Raw genomic sequence first — 17488 nt, forward strand, 5'->3', positions numbered from 1 at the left:
TTATAGACAAAGGGGTTTTTATTAAGCTTCTGGTCTAATAGACGTTGCTTTCATACGTTCTTGGTCGTCTGGGTCTCCCCCATAACGAGTTTCTGTATTTAATGTAGCGATTTGAGCCATGTCTTCATCCGTCAGAGAAAAATCAAACAATTCGCTATTTTCTTTAATACGGTCTGCGTGAACAGATTTAGGAATAACGACTTCTCCTCGTTCTAAATGCCAACGCAAAATAACTTGAGCAGGCGTTTTAAAGTATTTTTGGCCGATATCTACTAAGACAGGATTTGACAACAAACCTGATTTTCCTTGACCTAATGGTCCCCAAGCTTCATGAATAATGCCGTTGGCTTTCATATACTCATGAAGTTCATGCTGCGGAAATTCTGGATGTGTCTCGATTTGATTGATCATCGGTTGCATCAATCCTTGGTTTTTCAATTCTTCTAAATGATGAATTTGGAAGTTTGAAACCCCAATGGCACGAATTTTTCCAGCCTCATACAATTCGATCATTGCTTTCCAAGTTTCAACAAATTTTGGTGCAGCCAGTGAATTAAGTACAAATCCAAATAATCGGTTCCCAATTTATCTAAACTCTCTTGAAATGCTTTTTTCGTTTGCTCGAAACCTTGGTCATAATTCCATACTTTTGAAGTCAAGAAAAGTTCTTCACGTGGTATCCCCGACTCTTTCAAGCCGCGTGCTAAGTATTCTTCGTTTCCATAAATTTTAGCTGTATCGAAATGACGATAACCAATCTCCACAGCCGATTTGACTGCTTCAACTAATTCTTCCTCATCTTTCATTAGGAAAACACCAAGTCCTAATTTTGGGATCTTCACCCCATTATACAGTTCATAACTCTCAAGTAATGCTTTCCCCATAACAAACAGCTCCTCTTTCGTATTTACTCTCTTATCATAGGACAATTCTGCTCAAAATTACAAGCGAGAAGAATCTAAGTTATCTTGTGCAGTAAAAAAGGCTTTTAAATCTTGCCGCAATTGTTTGATTGCACCCTTTTGATCGCTTTCTAGATTCAAAACTAATAATGGTTCATGTAAACTCATGCGCAGCAATAACCATCCGGCTCCATATTTCCCGCTCGTATTGACACGGACGCCTTCTAAATTATCCGGATCAACTGCTAAATCGGAGGTCTGACCAATAAATGTTTCAAATGCTGCAATGGTTTCTTTACCTATTTGCTGCACGTCTTCTCCTAAAATAGCGAAACGAACTTCATCGGTTTCTACAGGCTGCTTCAATTCTTCAATCAAACTCACAATGGTTTTGCCTTCTTTTTGTAAAATAGCGTCTGTCATTAAAATTTTAGCGACCAAATAAGCTCCGTCATCTAAAAAGTAATTTTCTTTCAGCGCTGCATGACCACTTGTTTCAATAGCTAAGCTGGTCGGGATTCCTTCTTGGTTTAATTTCAGTGCTTGGTTGATAACGTTTCGGTAACCAGTCAAATAACGACTTTGTTTGCCGCCTAACGACTCAATAAAGACCTTCAAATGTTCTGAAGTTGTAGAATTGGTAACAATCGTTGTGCCAGGTTGTTCTTTTATTAAGATAGCTGAAATAACAGCGATTAAATTGTTGCGGTTTAAAGTAACTCCATGGTTATCGACTAAAGCTGATCGGTCTACATCCGTATCAAAAATAACACCTAAATCTGCTTGATGAGCTAAAACTGCTGTTTGAATACTTTTCATCGCTTCTTTGTTATCTGGATTAGGAATATGATTTGGAAAATGCCCGTCTGGATCTAAAAACTGACTGCCTGTGATATCGGCGCCCAATTTTTTCAAAACTTCCGTTGCAAAAAAACCACCTGCACCATTTCCTGCATCTACGATGATATGACGCCCTGTTAAAGGTCTTTCATAGTTAATGGGATCATTGATGCCTTTTTGTATTTTAGCGACTAAATCAGCTGCATAAGCCGTCAATAAAGGCTGAGAGATAACCAAACCTTGATCCGTTTCCCATGTGATATTTTCCCAGTCTGCTTTTTCTAAAATAAACTGAATGTCCTCATGTTCTGCTCCGCCATCTTTTGTAAAAAATTTTAACCCGTTGTATTCATATGGCAGATGACTAGCTGTAATCATAATAGCAGCATCACAATTGTATTCTTCATACTGGGTCGACATAAACATCGCGGGAGTTGTAGCCAACCCCACTTCAACAATATCGATTCCTGTATTCGTCAATCCTTTGATTAAAACCGTCTGGATGCGTTTAGCTGATAACCGACTGTCGTAGCCGATCGCTACTTTTAAAGGTTTCTTTTCATCGGTCACTTTTAATTGTTTGGCTTCTTTCAGCCAAACAGCTAAACCGTAAGCAATAGCTTCAATTCGCTCGTCCGTCAATGTAACTTCATACTGATCCGTTTGTATGGCAATTCCGCGGATATCCGATCCATTTTGTAAACTAGCCAAACCAGAAAGGGGCGTTTGTGACATCTAATGACCTCCAAGTATTATTTTTTTGATGGTTACTCATTGACCCATTTATGTAAATAATCATACATCTTAATGGCCTCTTCTTCATTTTTCGAAATAATTAAACAGGTATCGTTTCCAGCAATCGTGCCAACTTTTTCCGGGAAATCAATGGCATCCATCAGTGCTCCGATGACATGTGCATTTCCAGGAATCGTCATCAAAATCGTCATAAATTGAACTCTTGTTAACTTGATGACCACTTCCCCTAATGTCGATTGCAATTTTTCTTCATTAGACATTTTATTGTTTTGGAAAAGCGTGTATTTGACATTTCCATTTGAAGTGGTCGTTTTAACTAGATGCATCTCTTTGATATCACGCGAAATCGTTGCTTGCGTCGCTTCTACACCTTCTTTTTTCAAGTAATGCAATAACTCTTCTTGAGTGGCGATATCATAATTGTTAATGATTTGTTTGATAGCTAATTGTCGATTTGATTTTTTCATACTGTTCAGACCTCCTTATAATTAAACGATTCTTTATTATTATACCAAATAAAACATGAATACGCTTAGATTTAACGATTTATTTAAAAAAAGATGAATAAAAATTCTTTTTTTTAACTATTGGAATTGTTCAATGGGTTTGCTATAATTGGCTATAAGTAAAAAACACACTTTCGTTGATGAAGAGAGTACTGATTTTCGATTGTTTTAAGCGAGTTGGGACGGTGAGAGCCAGCAGCAAAAAATCAGGAAACGCACTTCAGAGAAAATAATTCGAACTGCAGTAGAATTATTCGGTTTTGTTTGCCGTTATCTAAAAACAAGTGGCTTCATTTTTGATGAAGCAACAAGAGTGGTACCGCGGGCTCAACCTCGTCTCTTTTTTGATCTAGTCATAGAATCAAATCAGGGCGTTTTTTTTATGTCTAAAACGAATGATAGATGAACCTCATCTAGTCATATTTAATAGGAGGAAAAATGTAATGAATTATAAATTAATCGTTGCTGAAGCACTGCAAGAACAAATTGGAGACACATTATCCGTTGAAGCTATTTTCAATTTACTTGAAAAACCAAAGTCAGCCGAACATGGAGATGTTGCGTTCCCTACATTTTCACTAGCTAAAGTTTTTCGCAAAGCTCCACAACAAATTGCTGCCGATCTAGGAGTGAAAGTAACTTCTCCAATGGTTGCAAAAATTGATGTGGTCGGTCCATATTTAAACTTTTTCTTGGATAAATCAATTGTAAGTGCAGCTGTTTTGAAGGATGTTTTAACACAAGGTGAACAATACGGAGATTTAGCGATTGGAGCAGGCAGCCAAGTTCCTATCGATATGTCTTCGCCCAATATTGCTAAACCTATTTCAATGGGCCACTTGCGTTCAACTGTTATCGGAAATGCTTTAGCTAATATTTATGCTAAAGTGGGCTATAAACCGATTAAAATCAATCACTTAGGCGATTGGGGCACTCAATTCGGTAAGTTGATCGTTGCCTACAAACTTTGGGGCAACGCTGAAGCAATCGATGCTGAACCTATTGCTGAGTTGCTGCGTCTTTACGTGAAGTTCCATGCTGTCGCTGAAGAACAACCAGAATTAAATGATGACGCACGTGAATGGTTCAAAAAATTAGAAGACGCTGATGAAGAAGCTGTTTCACTCTGGAAATGGTTCCGTGAAGAATCGTTAAAAGAGTTTAACCATATTTATGATATGTTAGACATTACTTTTGATTCCTTTAACGGCGAAGCTTTCTACAATGATAAGATGCAAGAAATTGTTGATCTGTTAGAAGAAAAACACCTATTAACGGTTGATAATGGAGCTAGTATTGTTGATTTAGAAAAGTACAACTTGAACCCTGCTCTTATCAAAAAATCAGATGGAGCTACATTGTACATTACACGTGATTTAGCTGCTGCACTTTATCGGAAACGGACATATGATTTTGCTCAAAGTTTATACGTTGTCGGCAATGAACAAAGCAATCATTTCAAACAATTAAAAGCTGTTTTAAATGAAATGGGATACGCTTGGTCTGAAGACATGCACCACATCCCATTCGGTTTAATTACCCAAGGCGGCAAAAAACTGTCTACTCGTCAAGGTAAAATCGTCTTACTAGAAGAAGTTTTAAACGAGGCCATAGACCTAGCTCATCAACAAATTGAAGCAAAAAATCCTGACTTGCCAAATAAAAATGAAGTTGCTGACCAAGTAGGTATTGGCGCAGTTGTTTTCCATGATTTGAAAAATGATCGGTTGAATAACTTTGACTTTGTTATTGAAGAGGTTGTACGTTTTGAAGGCGAAACGGGCCCTTACGTTCAATACACACGTGCTCGTGCAATGAGCATTTTGCGTAAAGCTGGCGATTTTAAAGTAGAGCCTGCTGCTGATTATATGCTGAACGACGCTTATAGTTGGGAAATCGTTAAATTGCTGCAAGAATACCCTGAAACTATTCAAAGAGCCTATGAAAAACGCGAACCTTCTGTGATCGCTAAACATGCACTGCACTTAGCGCAAGCTTTCAACCGTTACTATGCAAATAGCAAAGTTTTAGTTGAAGATGCTGGCAGACCGGCCCGCTTGGCTTTAGTCCAAACGGTTGCCATTATCTTGAAAGAAGACTTAAGATTGCTAGGAGTTAAAGCTCCAGACCAAATGTAATCTGTTCGTTCTTTTCATCGCAACAAAGAAGAACCCTTAAACCTATTTTTAGGTTTAAGGGTTCTTTTGTTCCATCAGATTAGTTTTCTGGTTTTTCAGCAATGCTGATAGTTTCATCTATAATTTGTTGTTTGAATTCAGTAATTTTTTTCAATGCTTCTTCAGATAATTGTCCCTCTGTCAGGCCAACTCCATCTTCAGCCAAGCCATAGTTCAGTACTTCTCCGCCAGGAAATTCTCCATCAGCTGAACGATTGGCAATATCTTGAATAGCGTTACCTGTTTGTTTCAATGTCGAAGTTAGTGTCACACTTCCATCATTGTATTGTCCTTCTTCAGTTTGATCACGATCTGCTCCGATGACCCAAAGTTTTTCATTCGGTTTCGCATTCATCCGGTCTTTCGCTTCAGAAAAAACTCCATTGCCAGAATCTCCAGCTGCTTGGTAGATTACATCTGCTCCATTGGTATACATAGCTGCTGCAATGGCTTTGCCTTTTGCAGAATCAGCGAAAGAACCTACATACTCAACCCGTACTTCAGCTTCTGGGTTAGACATCTTCACACCTTGGATGAACCCGGCTTCGAAACGATCGACTGCCTCAGATTCTTGTCCGCCAATAAACCCGACTTGGTTAGAAATCGTCGTTTCGCCAGCTGCAACACCCGCTAAGAATGCTGATTCATTATCTTTAAAAACTAGTGAAGCAACGTTATCCATTGACGGCATCTCAACATCGATGATCGCAAAGTTCGTTTCTGGGTATTCTGGTGCTACGTCTGTTAGAGCTTCCGTTAACTTGAATCCCATCGCCACAACTGTATCAAAACCATTATTAGACAACGTCTGCAAGTTCATCGTATAATCGGATGCTGATTCTGCTTGAATGTAATCATAACCTTTGATGCCTTTTTCCATCCCATGTTCCTTACCCCAAGCTTGAAGACCTTCCCAAGCAGCTTGGTTAAACGATTTGTCATCAATTCCGCTAAAATCAGAAACTAAGCCAACAGTTTTTACTTCTGAAGCATCAGATGAACCACTCGCATTGGCAGAATCGTTTGCTCCGCATGCCCCTAATACCAAACTTACACTTAGACCAACTACGATTAAACTTAATGAACGTTGCTTTTTCACTTTATGTACCCTCCAGCAATTTTATTTTCCTCTTGTTTACTTCTTTATCCTACCATTTCACCTAAGCCGTTGTAAAGCTAAAAACGATATATAAATAAAATAGTTGATTTAATGTTCGTGTTTAAAGGTGAAAAAGCCAACTAACTCTTCTTTTAAAATAATTTCGGCTTATTTTGAGGAACGTTTTACTTTCAGAGCCAATTGTGTTCCACCCAAGACTAATCGAAAAAATTTTGTTCTTATCCTTTTATAGGTTAAAGCGAACAGTTTTTCAGTTCTCTTATATAAAAAACCAACTCTTTATTGCATTCAACTGGAAAAAGAATTATGATGATAAATGGTGCATTTTCATATTTTATTAGGAGGAAAGTATTTTGAATAAATTCTTTCAGTTAGAAAAACATAACACAACGGTCCAAACAGAAATCCTAGCAGGTTTGACAACGTTTTTGACAATGGCTTATATCATTGTAGTCAATCCCGTGATTTTATCTGCAGCCGGTATCCCCTTTAATCAAATTTTTATGGCAACCATTGTATCAGCGGTTGTTGGAACCACATGGATGGCTTTAGCTGCTAACTATCCCATTGGTGTAGCGCCTGGTTTAGGTTTAAATGCTTATTTTGTAACAGTGGTTGCTGGTGGAGTTGATTACAAAACAGCTTTTTCTTCCGTCTTCGTAGCCGGTGTCATCTTCTTATTGCTGTCGTTCACAACATTTAGAGAAAAACTGATTGGTGCCATTCCAGAAACCTTGAAATCTGCTATTACAGCTGGTATCGGTCTGTTTATCGCCTTTGTTGGCTTGCGTTTATCAGGTGTGGTCGTCGGTGATCCAGAGGATATCGTTGCCTTAGGAGATTTACATAATCCAGCTGTTCTTTTGACATTGTTCGGTATTATGCTAAGCGTTGTTTTAACGATTTTAAATGTCAAAGGGGCTCTTTTCATTGGAATGGTTGTTATTACTCTCATCAGCTATTTTATGGGACTGATTCAATTCGATGGTTTAGTAGCTATGCCTGATTTTGGTTCTGATTTGATGATTACAAATCCTATCACACCTTTTATCGATATTGCTTCTAATGGTTTGTATGGCGCGGTCATTTCTTTCTTATTGATCACTATTTTTGATACGACTGGCACTATGATCGGCGTGACCAAAAGAGCCGGCTTAATGAAAGACGGAAAACTGGAAAATGCTAAGCAAGCCTTGCTTTCTGATGCAATCGGCACGACTGTTGGTTCTATTTTCGGAACGAGTCCAACAACTGCTTTTGCAGAATCTGGAACAGGTGTTGCTGCCGGCGGCCGTACAGGTTTAACCGCTTTGACCATTGCTGTTCTCTTTGCTTTATCCAGCTTTTTTTACCCGCTGTTTAGTGTTATTTCGAGTGTTTCAGCCATCACTTCTCCTGCTTTAGTCATTGTGGGTACATTTATGATGGCCAGTACAGCTGAAATCAAGTGGTCTGATTTTTCTGAAGCTTTTCCAGCGTTTATTGTTATTTTATCTATGCCGCTGACCGGAAGCATTGCAACGGGTCTGGCTTTAGGGTTCATCACTTATCCCATTACAAAAGCTGTCAAAGGACAAGCAAAAACGGTCCACCCGTTTGTTTACATCTTTGCCGTCTTGTTCTTTATTCAATTGTTTTTCTTAGCGTAAATAGATTGCTACAGACAAAAAATACCGTTAACGACTAAACAAGCTGTCGTTAACGGTATTTTTTTGTTACCTGCTTTTAACCAACAAATCAATTGCTTCTTGAATGCTTTCTTCACGGCTAATGCCTTCGTTCATACTATCCGATACGCACTCTACTAAATTTTCAGCAACAATAATGCCCATTGCCCGGTCTATACTGGTACGGATAGCTGATAATTGGGTAACGATATCTTTACATTCTTGGCCTTCTTCCATCATTTTCAAAACTCCGCGCATTTGCCCTTCAGAACGTTTAATACGATTGATGACTTTTTGATTGTGTTTCATTAGATTTTTTCTCCTTTCCAGGCAGAAATTCCTCCCATAACATTCACAACTTGATAGCCTGCATCAGCTAAATAATGAGAGGCTGTTGCAGAGCGGCCACCTGAATGGCACATGATATAATATTCTTTGTTTTTATCTAAGCTGTCCAAGTTCTCTGGCAAATCATTCAGCGGGATATGAATGGCTTCTTTTAAATGTCCTGCAGAAAATTCATGATCTTCCCTCACATCGATCAATGGCAGGGATGCTTTATTCCATTTTTGTTCGAATTCTGGTATTGAAATTGATTTATACATTATTTTTCCACCTTTCCGGGCCTAACAACTGAATACAGACTGAAGGCTCCATCTAAATTTATTGCTTGGAAACCATTTTGCTTTAAAATTCGTTCTGCAATATAGCTGCGTAAGCCACTTTGACAACTGACGATCAACGGCTGTTCTTTTGATAATTCATCTAAACGACTCCGCAAAGAATCTAGCGGAATATTGATTGAGCCTTCTAAACGCCCTTGAGCGACTTCATTTGGGTTACGAACATCTAACAGCAAATAGCCTTCAGCTTGCTTTTGTTCTAGCTCATACCATTGAATAGATTCCGACAATCCTTCAAGAATGTTTAATGCAGCATAACCAGCCATATTTACTGGATCTTTAGCTGAGCCAAAAGGCGGGGCATAAGTAAATTCCAACTCCGGTAAATCCTCTACCGTTAGCCCAGCTTTGATAGCGGTCGCCAAAATATCTATTCGTTTATCAGCACCATCTGGTCCGATTGCTTGAGCACCGTAGATTTTACCCGTTACTGGGTGGAACAGCAATTTTAACAATAAATTCTGTGCGTTTGGAAAATAACCAGCATGGCTCTTTCCTTGCACATGAACGCTGTCATAATTTTCTCCAGCTTGCTGTAATTGGCGTTCAGAAAGTCCTGTTGAAGCAGCAACTTGATTAAAGACACGAACGATTGCTGTACCGATACTGCCCTTATTTTTCCTTGGCAATCCGCTAATGATATCTGCAACTTGCCGCCCTTGGCGATTAGCGGGAGAGGCTAATGCAATCAATGCGTCATCACCTGTTATTTGTTGTTTGACAATAATGGCATCTCCAACAGCATAAATGTCTTTTTGACTTGTTTGGTATTCCTCATCTACCACAATACCATTGCGCAAGCCTGTCTTGATACCAGCTGTTTCAGCTAAGCTTGACTCGGGCTGAACCCCAACAGACATGAGAGTCAATTCACTTTTAATTTTTTCGCCGTTTTCTAAAACGACAACTTGTCCTTCATTTTCAAATGCCGTTACAGAGTTTCCGGTTAACACGCGTACGCCATTCTCGGCTAATTCCTTAGCAATATAAGCTGCCATTTCTTCATCTAAGGGCGGCAAAACATGCGGTGCTTTCTCAATAAGAGTTACTTTGATTCCGCGAGCTGCTAAGCTTTCGGTCATTTCTAAACCGATAAAACCAGCACCGACAACAACTGCTTCTGTCGGCTGGTGTGTGTCAATGTAGTTAGTGATGTCATCGACATCTGGAACAGAGCGTAAAGTGAAAAGATTTTTAGCTTCAGTTAAACCAGGCGCAGGCGGAATAAAAGGCTTCGCTCCGGTAGATAAAATCAATTTATCATAAGTTAATTCGTAGTTTCCTTTATCTGACTGTACGGACACGCTTTTTCGTTCAGGATCAACAGCTGTTGCTTCACTAAAGGGACGAACATCCAATTCAAAACGAGCTTGTAATTGTTGAGGTGTCTGCACCAACAAGTCAGACCGATTTTCAATTTCGCCTGCTACATAATAAGGTAAGCCACAATTAGCAAAAGAAACATAAGGACCTTTTTCTAGTACAATAATTTCTGCTTTTTCGTTTAACCGTCTTAAGCGAGTAGCTGCAGACATTCCCCCAGCTACTCCGCCAATAATAACAATACGCATTATAATTTTCCTCCTCTTGTTTGGCCTGTCCAAGACGACATGCCGCCACGGACATTCACGACATCATATCCTTTTGACAATAGCGGTTTAGCCGCTCTCTTACTCCGCATGCCTGACTGGCAAATAATGTACGTCTTTCCTTTTGGCGTATAACTGCTTACTTTTCCAAGGGGAATATTTTTCGCTCCAGGAATATGCCCGGCACTAAACTCATTTGGTTCGCGGACATCTAGGATTTGCGGTTTTTCAGCTAACTTGCTGCTTAATTCATTTATCGTGATTGATGGTGTACGTTTAAAAAACATTTTTTTCCTCCTGAAAAGTGCCTATTTATACAGCACTCGATTTTTATTTTGTCTGATTCCGTTTTAAGGTAAACTTATCAGGAACTGGATCAAATCCACCTTTAACAAATGGATGGCACCTCAAAATTCTCGCTGTCCCCATCACTGTTCCTTTTAATGCCCCATGGCGTTCAATTGCTTCTATGGCGTAACTAGAACAAGTAGGATAATACCGGCAGGTCGGCGGAAATAATGGAGAAATCCCTTTTTGATACCCTTTGATGCCTGTAATCAGTACTTTTTTCATATCTCTTCCTCGCCTTCTTAAAATCATTATACCCCCATAGGTATATAATGTAAAGCTCAAAAAAAAGAACCCTCTCCATTCCTTACAGTTCGATGAAGAGGAAGCTCTTGCTAGGCTTTTTTCTGTTTGGCTTGTGTCCGGTACATCTGAGCATACTGGCCATTTAATTTTAAAAGTGATTCATGTGTGCCTCTTTCAGCAATCATTCCTTTATCCATCACCAATATTTGGTCCGCATATTGAATGGTCGATAAACGGTGGGCAATAATGAATGTCGTTCTGCCTTCTTTAACCACCGACATCGCATGCTGAATCATCTCTTCTGTTTCAGTATCAATATTTGAAGTTGCTTCATCCAAAATCAAAATAGCCGGGTCAAATGCCAAAGCACGTGCGAATGAAATCAATTGTCGTTGTCCAGAAGATAAAGTAGCACCTTTATCCACTACCGGTTCATCTATTCCTTGCGGCATATTCTGTAATAAAATATCCCCTCCTACGGCTTCAATAGCTTGTCTGACTCTTTCTCGTGTAATTTCTTTATTTCCTAAAGAAACATTCGATGCAATCGTTCCTTTAAATAAATAAGGATCTTGCAGAACGATTCCCATTTGTTTTCGAACGCTTTTTCTTGAAACAGAAGTTGTTGCTACACTATCTAAATAAATAGCGCCTTTTGCAGGGTCGTAAAAACGGAAAAGCAAGTTCATGATCGAACTTTTTCCTGAGCCAGTATGTCCAACCAAAGCAACGGTTTCTCCTTGTTTTGTTGTAAAACTAATGTCGTTTAAAACGTACTTTTCTTCCTCATATGCGAAAGAAACGTGATCAAAAGTCACTTCCCCTTTTGTAAGAATCAATTCTTTCTTTTCTTCAACTTCCATTGGCGTTTCACGCAGCTCAAAGATTCTTTCAGCAGAAACTAAAGCCGTTTGCAGGTAAGCCCACTGAGAAACAATTCCTTGTATCGGTTGAAATAAGCGAGTGGTATAATCGACAAAAACATATAATAGCCCTACACTAACAACCAATGAACCAGCAAGATAGCCTCTGCCAAAGTATAAAACTAGCAGCAATAAAGAAAAATTCTTGATTACTTCCACAAAACTGTAAGAAGCGATCGAATCCAGCATAGTAAACTTTTGACTGTAATCAAACCATTCTTCGTTGGTTTCGTCAAACTCTTTTTCAATTGTCGTTTCTTGTTGAAACGCTTGGATAATAGACATTCCCTGAATCGATTCGTTTAACTTGCCATTAACTTCGCCAATCAAGTGACGGATTTTTTTATTGTAAGGCGCCGCATATTTTTGGTAAATAACTGCCCAAAAAATAAAGACAGGTACCAACGCTAATGCAGCTAAACCATAAACAGGATTTAAACGGCCTAAAGCCACATAGATACCGATTAAATAACAGAAATTGGTCAACATCTGACCAACCGCAATGACATAAAAAATTCGGAGCTGTTCCGTATCATTCGTGATACGCGAAACAACTTTCCCAGCAGCTAGATTATCAAAAAAATGAATCGGCAAATGTTGAACATGGTCATATAATTCGTCTCGCATTGATCGAATCACGGTATTTGCTCCGATGGTCAACGCTAAAAAACTAAGGTAGCGGAAAATTGCCGTAAGCACCGCCAGCCCTAGAAACAATCCTAAAAATTGAATCAGCAAATTTACGTCAAGCGTCCCTTTCAAAGAAGGCGCGATGATATCATCAATCACACGACGGATAATCAGAGGTCCTGCTAAGTCAGTGGCTACCGCTAAGACCAATAAAACCATTCCTATTAAAAAATGCCATTTTTTGATCATTGAATAAGACCACAACATTTTAATCGTCTTCATTTTTTTCACCCTCTTCTTTTAAGCGTTGGCGAAGAAATTGCTCTTTATACCAACCGTCTTTTTCAATCAGCTCGTGATGTGTGCCTTTTTCAATGATTCGGCCATTTTCTAACACAATGATTTGTTGAGCATGATAAACAGAAGATAAGCGATGAGTTGTGATAATAGTCGTCTTATCCTTTCTAGCGGTTTGGATATTGCGAATGATTTGTTGCTCTGTTCGGGCATCTACTGCTGAAAGCGGATCATCTAAAATTAAAATAGCAGGTTTTTTTAACAATGCTCGTGCGATGGAAATCCGTTGTTTTTGTCCTCCTGAAAGAGCTACTCCCCGTTCTCCGATTAGTGTGTCTAATCCTTCTGGCATGCGGCTTAAATCCTCTTCAAAACTCGCCAGACGAACGGCTTCCATGACTTCGTTTTCTGAAGCTGCTAGCTTTCCAAAGGCAATGTTTTCACGAATCGAACGGGAAAATAAGATATGGTCTTGGGGAACGTATCCAATTTTAGAATACAGTTGGTTCTGCTCCAATTCTTCTATCGGAAAACTGCCAATAGTCACGTTGCCAGAACCCGATGGATACTCCAGCAACAACTGTCGAATAAAGGTCGTCTTTCCGCTTCCAGTTTTTCCAACGATTCCCAATGTCGTTCCTTCCGGTATAGTGATATCCACGTGATTCAAATTAATGGATTTAGACGCTGGGTAACGAAAAACAAGATCATCAAAATGCACCGACTCATTAGCGGTCATTTCACGAGTCCCTGCTTTCCCCATATTATCCCCAGCTCTCAAAACTTCTGAAACTCGGTCCATTGATGCATTTCCTTGCTGCAGCAAGTTGATCAATTCGCCAATGGACTGAATCGGCCACACCAACATACTAAGATAAACTTGAAAAGAAACCAAACGTCCTAAAGTAATCTCGCCTTGAGAAACTAAACGGGCTCCGAAGCCAAAAGCCAGCACATAACTGATTCCTAAAAGGATTTTGATGAGAGGCTGAAACATGGAGTTTATTTTAGCTACGGCTATATTTTTTTGTAAAACTTCTTCTGTTTTTCGATTAAATTCATTCATCATCGACTCTTCTTGTACGTAGGCTCGCACCACACGCACACCTTCTACTGCTTCTAACACCTCATCATTGATTTCAGCAAAAGCATCTTGGGAAGCTTTATAGCGCACATGTACCTTATCGCCCAGTCTTTTCAGCAAATAACCTAATAACGGCAAAGGCAATATGCAAGCAAGCGTTAACTTCCAAGAAACAGAAAAAAACATCGTCGCTAAAATAAAACTAAGAAAAGCAGTAGAATCCATTGTGATCATAATGCCGTAACCGGCCATTTCAGAAATAGCATCCAAATCATTGGTCGCTCGTGCCATCAAATCACCTGTTCGAAATTTTTCATAAAATACTGCCCGCATATTCAGAAAATGCTTCATTAACTGCTTTCGCAATTGTCTCGTTAAAACATTTCTTCCTCCAAACAACTGGTAGCCCCAAAAAATCTCGATTCCGTAAGAAACGACCACAGAAAAAATAAATCCTACAGTTAACTTGCCTAACGCTCCGCTAGTCAAACGATTTAAATAAATTCCATCGATTACCTTTCCAATAATAAATGGCGGAATCAAAACAAGTCCGTTACCAATCATCATCATAAAAATAGCCCACCCATAACGCTGTTTATGCTCCAAGAAAAAAGGCATTAATTTTTTAAATAAATCAAACATAAAAAAACCTCTTCCTGTTGTTCACGAATTTTTCTTTATTGTAGCCTTTATAGAAAACGTTCACAAGAAGAATACTCCTTTTTTGCTACAAAAAAAGACCATTAAAAGAATGCTTCTTCTTTTAATGGTCTCACTTTAAATTAATCAAGTTTGTCGTTTTGATAGTGATGCGTCAATTCCATATTTACAAAGTTTTGTTGACGCAAAGCTTCATAAATCAAAATGGCAGCTGTATTTGATAGATTCAAAGAACGGATATGGGTATCGTCCATTGGGATTCTCAAACAGTCTTCTTCATGGGCACGCATAAACTCTTCAGGTAAACCTGTAGTCTCTTTGCCAAAAATAAAATAATGATCTTCTTCTGTATCAGTATAGTCGACCTCGCTATAAATACGATGTCCGAATTTTGTGATTAGATGCAGTTGACCGTTTTTCGCGTGATCTAAAAATGCATCTAAATCAGCATGATAGGTGATATTGACGTCATTCCAGTAATCTAAGCCAGCTCTTTTTAAATGCTTGTCATCTGTTAAAAAACCTAAAGGTTCAATTAAGTGAAGATGTGTATTGGTACCTGCGCAAGTTCTAGCAATGTTTCCTGTATTTGCAGGAATTTGTGGTTCAAATAAAACGATATGATTAGCCATGTTCGGTTTTCCTCCTGAATATTAATTTCTTTTAGTTCTTTTGTCTTTGATCGCGACGACTGCTTGTTTTATTTCAAAAAATGCTTCTTTATCGGTTTCTTTTTCAAGTGCTTCTTCTAAAAATTCGATAACCATGTCGTCTTGATACGAAACTATTTTAGCAATCGACCACGCAGCTGTCCCGCGAATAACTGGACGCGGATCTCTTTCAACGCACCGCAGCAAATCCGGTAAAGCCGATTTATCGCGGTAATTCCCTAAGGCTATGATTGAATTGCGCTGCAGCGGTTTTTTCCCGCGCCACGAACCTGCCATATGCCCAAATTGTTCTTTAAATTCACGATTGCTGATACTGAGCATTGGTTTCAGCTTTGGCATCACGCTTTCCGGCTCTGGTTCCATCTCGGGATGGACATTCGCATGCTTACCCTTATTATAAGGGCAAACAATCTGGCAAATATCACAGCCGTAAATGACATGTCCCATACTGCGCCTAAATTCTTCCGGCATCATGCCTTTAGTTTGAGTTTGATAAGACAGACATTGCTTGGCATTCATCCGCCCATCCCCCAGCAATGCTCCTGTTGGGCAAGCGTCTATACAACGCGTGCAGTCACCACAACCAAAAGGAACCGTTTCATCACTGGGAAAGTCTAGATTGGTAATAATTTCTCCTAAATAAACATAAGAACCAAATTCCTCTGTGATCAACAAGCCGTTTCGCCCAATAAACCCCAATCCTGCTCGCTGAGCAACAGCTACATCAACCAATTCTCCAGTGTCGACCATTGGTTTATAAGTAACTGTATCTCCAGCTTCTTGACGGATATAATCGATTAACTGATTCATTTTTTCGCGCAAAATGTCATGGTAGTCCATACCCCATGAAGCACGAGCAAATTCTCCCCGTCTTTCCCCTTTTACACGAGGCGGCGGGTTTTCAATTTTAGTCGGATAAGCTAACGCAATCGAAATGATAGAACGCGGACTTTCAAAAATCAATTCTGGATAAATCCGTTCTTTGATGACTTTGTGTTCAAAACCGGAGTGATGCCCTTTGGCTTGTTGAGCTTCTAATTTGCTTTCTAAATCAGAAAATGGTTCAGCAGTTGTAAAGCCAATTTTATTGATACCGATTCGCTTGCTTTCTTCAATAATCTTTTCTTTAAGTGCTGTTTGCATCGCCGCCAAAAAACTCACTCCTTCCTTAACAAAGGTGTTCTATTTATTTTAGCATAATTGTTTTAAAAACGAACAAAAATTATCTTCTATAGGTAAATTAAATGGTTTGTTTTAATAAAAAAACAGTCATTAGTAAAAAAGCATAAAAAAACGCATCGCTTCGGTGTCCAGCACTGCGAAACGATACGTTAATGAAGCCTTTTTTAGTCTCACTAACTTTTATCAAAATCTGATGGATTCCTGATAAAAACGAATGAACAAAATAGCTTATACGTAATATAACATCCCTAGAGATAGGTTGCAACCCTCTGGCTTACACTTAAAGGATTGTAAGCGCTAGCCCCAAAAAACAACCTTCACATTTCAGACACATTTGTCTATTACCTAGTCAGACCCAATCAATAAACAAACGTCTACGGTGATGTACGACAATGGGTGTTCCATCGCATATTGCTTAGCAGCCTCGCTAGCTCCCCAACTTAATGGAGTCATTTTCATCAAGTCTTTAAAAGCATCATCCGTTAAAGGAAATTGATACCGAACCCGTTTGGTTTCGATTGACGAAAAGTGTTCTTTAAATTTTTTGATCACTAATTCATTAGAGTAATCTTGTCGCTCTTTTTGATCACGATAAAAAAGAGCGCGCAACTCCATTAAGTAATCTTTTTCCGGCACGACTTTTAGGACTTGACCTCCCGGCTTCAATAAGCGCTCAAATTCTTGGTAATTGGAAGGGGAGAAAATATTCAAAATGGTATCGTATTGACTCGTTGCAAAAGGCGACTGGGCTAAATCAGCCACACACCAAAAAGCGCTGGTAAAATGACTGGCAGCTAACTGAATTGCATCTTTAGAAATATCGAAACCGATTTTTTGACCTTTTAAACCTAATTTTGTTAAATAGTCGAGTTGCGAACCTTCTCCGCAGCCAACATCCAAAAGATGGCCGGTTTCTTTATTTTGTATGTGCTGATACACAGAGTCCAGTAAAGGATCAAACAAGCCTGCTTGAGCTATCTGGAACCGCGCAGTTAACATTTCTTTATCGTATTCGTTTTTTGAACCTTTCAATAAAAAATAAAGAGTTCCTTTTTTTGACAAATCAAATAAATGACCGGATTCACACCGTAAGCTTCTGTTTTCTACTTGTTGGAAAGCTTGGCGGCAAACTGGACACTGAAATAAATCCATTTGTTCGGTCAAGAATTGTGCTGCTGAATCAATTTTTTTCACATTATAGCCTCTT

The 17488-nt window shown here is 39.1% G+C and carries 15 protein-coding genes, 1 pseudogene and 1 other annotated feature; of the genes and pseudogenes, 2 read left to right on the forward strand and 14 right to left on the reverse strand.

Annotated elements, in window-relative coordinates:
• Positions 1-21: 21 nt before the first annotated feature.
• The 3 genes and pseudogenes from JHE06_RS06670 to argR form a co-directional block, all read right to left on the reverse strand.
• Positions 22-884: pseudogene (locus JHE06_RS06670) on the reverse strand (aldo/keto reductase).
• Between the two features lie 57 nt (positions 885-941).
• The gene (locus tag JHE06_RS06675; RefSeq protein WP_201088295.1) at positions 942-2477 is read right to left on the reverse strand and encodes a phosphomannomutase/phosphoglucomutase; all 1536 of its coding nucleotides are present in this window, start codon (positions 2475-2477) and stop codon (positions 942-944) included.
• Between the two features lie 32 nt (positions 2478-2509).
• Positions 2510-2965, reverse strand: coding sequence for an arginine repressor (gene argR / locus JHE06_RS06680; protein ID WP_058918659.1), 456 nt, complete (start codon positions 2963-2965; stop codon positions 2510-2512).
• A 167-nt stretch (positions 2966-3132) separates the two neighbouring features.
• Positions 3133-3348: a binding site (T-box leader), on the forward strand.
• 99 nt (positions 3349-3447) lie between these two features.
• Between argR and argS the strand changes: the two genes are divergently transcribed.
• Positions 3448-5142: an arginine--tRNA ligase gene (argS, locus tag JHE06_RS06685; RefSeq protein ID WP_058918660.1), complete on the forward strand. Its 1695-nt coding sequence runs from the start codon at positions 3448-3450 to the stop codon at positions 5140-5142.
• A 79-nt stretch (positions 5143-5221) separates the two neighbouring features.
• Here argS and JHE06_RS06690 read toward each other — a convergent pair whose 3' ends face one another.
• Positions 5222-6280, reverse strand: a complete 1059-nt coding sequence (locus JHE06_RS06690; protein WP_058918661.1) for a BMP family lipoprotein — start codon at positions 6278-6280, stop codon at positions 5222-5224.
• A gap of 374 nt (positions 6281-6654) precedes the next feature.
• Between JHE06_RS06690 and JHE06_RS06695 the strand changes: the two genes are divergently transcribed.
• Positions 6655-7950 carry an NCS2 family permease gene (locus JHE06_RS06695; RefSeq protein WP_201088296.1) on the forward strand — a complete coding sequence of 432 codons (1296 nt, stop codon included), beginning with the start codon at positions 6655-6657 and terminating at the stop codon, positions 7948-7950.
• A gap of 66 nt (positions 7951-8016) precedes the next feature.
• On the opposite strand, the gene JHE06_RS06700 is transcribed toward JHE06_RS06695, so the two are convergent.
• The 10 genes from JHE06_RS06700 to JHE06_RS06745 all read right to left on the reverse strand — a co-directional run bounded on the left by JHE06_RS06700 (position 8017) and on the right by JHE06_RS06745 (position 17475).
• A complete protein-coding gene (locus JHE06_RS06700; RefSeq protein WP_058918663.1) occupies positions 8017-8277 on the reverse strand; it encodes a metal-sensitive transcriptional regulator in 261 nt (86 codons plus the stop codon).
• Complete coding sequence (locus JHE06_RS06705; protein ID WP_201088297.1) at positions 8277-8573, reverse strand: rhodanese-like domain-containing protein; 297 nt, start codon at positions 8571-8573, stop codon at positions 8277-8279. The genes JHE06_RS06700 and JHE06_RS06705 overlap by 1 nt, the downstream gene beginning before the upstream one ends.
• Positions 8573-10222, reverse strand: a complete 1650-nt coding sequence (locus tag JHE06_RS06710; protein ID WP_201088298.1) for an FAD-dependent oxidoreductase — start codon at positions 10220-10222, stop codon at positions 8573-8575. The genes JHE06_RS06705 and JHE06_RS06710 overlap by 1 nt, the downstream gene beginning before the upstream one ends.
• On the reverse strand, positions 10222-10527 hold the full coding sequence (locus JHE06_RS06715; protein ID WP_201088299.1) for a rhodanese-like domain-containing protein: 306 nt from the start codon (positions 10525-10527) through the stop codon (positions 10222-10224). Before JHE06_RS06715 ends, JHE06_RS06710 begins: the two co-directional genes overlap by 1 nt.
• A 43-nt stretch (positions 10528-10570) precedes the next feature.
• On the reverse strand, positions 10571-10813 hold the full coding sequence (gene yidD, locus JHE06_RS06720; RefSeq protein ID WP_058918667.1) for a membrane protein insertion efficiency factor YidD: 243 nt from the start codon (positions 10811-10813) through the stop codon (positions 10571-10573).
• A gap of 110 nt (positions 10814-10923) precedes the next feature.
• Positions 10924-12669: an ABC transporter ATP-binding protein gene (locus JHE06_RS06725; protein WP_058918668.1), complete on the reverse strand. Its 1746-nt coding sequence runs from the start codon at positions 12667-12669 to the stop codon at positions 10924-10926.
• A complete protein-coding gene (locus JHE06_RS06730; protein WP_058918669.1) occupies positions 12656-14410 on the reverse strand; it encodes an ABC transporter ATP-binding protein in 1755 nt (584 codons plus the stop codon). Before JHE06_RS06730 ends, JHE06_RS06725 begins: the two co-directional genes overlap by 14 nt.
• A gap of 140 nt (positions 14411-14550) precedes the next feature.
• Positions 14551-15060: a tRNA (uridine(34)/cytosine(34)/5-carboxymethylaminomethyluridine(34)-2'-O)-methyltransferase TrmL gene (gene trmL / locus JHE06_RS06735; protein WP_058918670.1), complete on the reverse strand. Its 510-nt coding sequence runs from the start codon at positions 15058-15060 to the stop codon at positions 14551-14553.
• A 21-nt stretch (positions 15061-15081) separates the two neighbouring features.
• A complete protein-coding gene (gene queG, locus JHE06_RS06740) occupies positions 15082-16242 on the reverse strand; it encodes a tRNA epoxyqueuosine(34) reductase QueG (protein WP_058920224.1) in 1161 nt (386 codons plus the stop codon).
• 384 nt (positions 16243-16626) lie between these two features.
• Positions 16627-17475, reverse strand: coding sequence for a methyltransferase domain-containing protein (locus tag JHE06_RS06745; protein ID WP_058918671.1), 849 nt, complete (start codon positions 17473-17475; stop codon positions 16627-16629).
• Between the last annotated feature and the right edge of the window lie 13 nt (positions 17476-17488).

Source organism: Carnobacterium sp. CS13 (assembly GCF_016653495.1).
Taxonomy (GTDB): domain Bacteria; phylum Bacillota; class Bacilli; order Lactobacillales; family Carnobacteriaceae; genus Carnobacterium_A; species Carnobacterium_A antarcticum.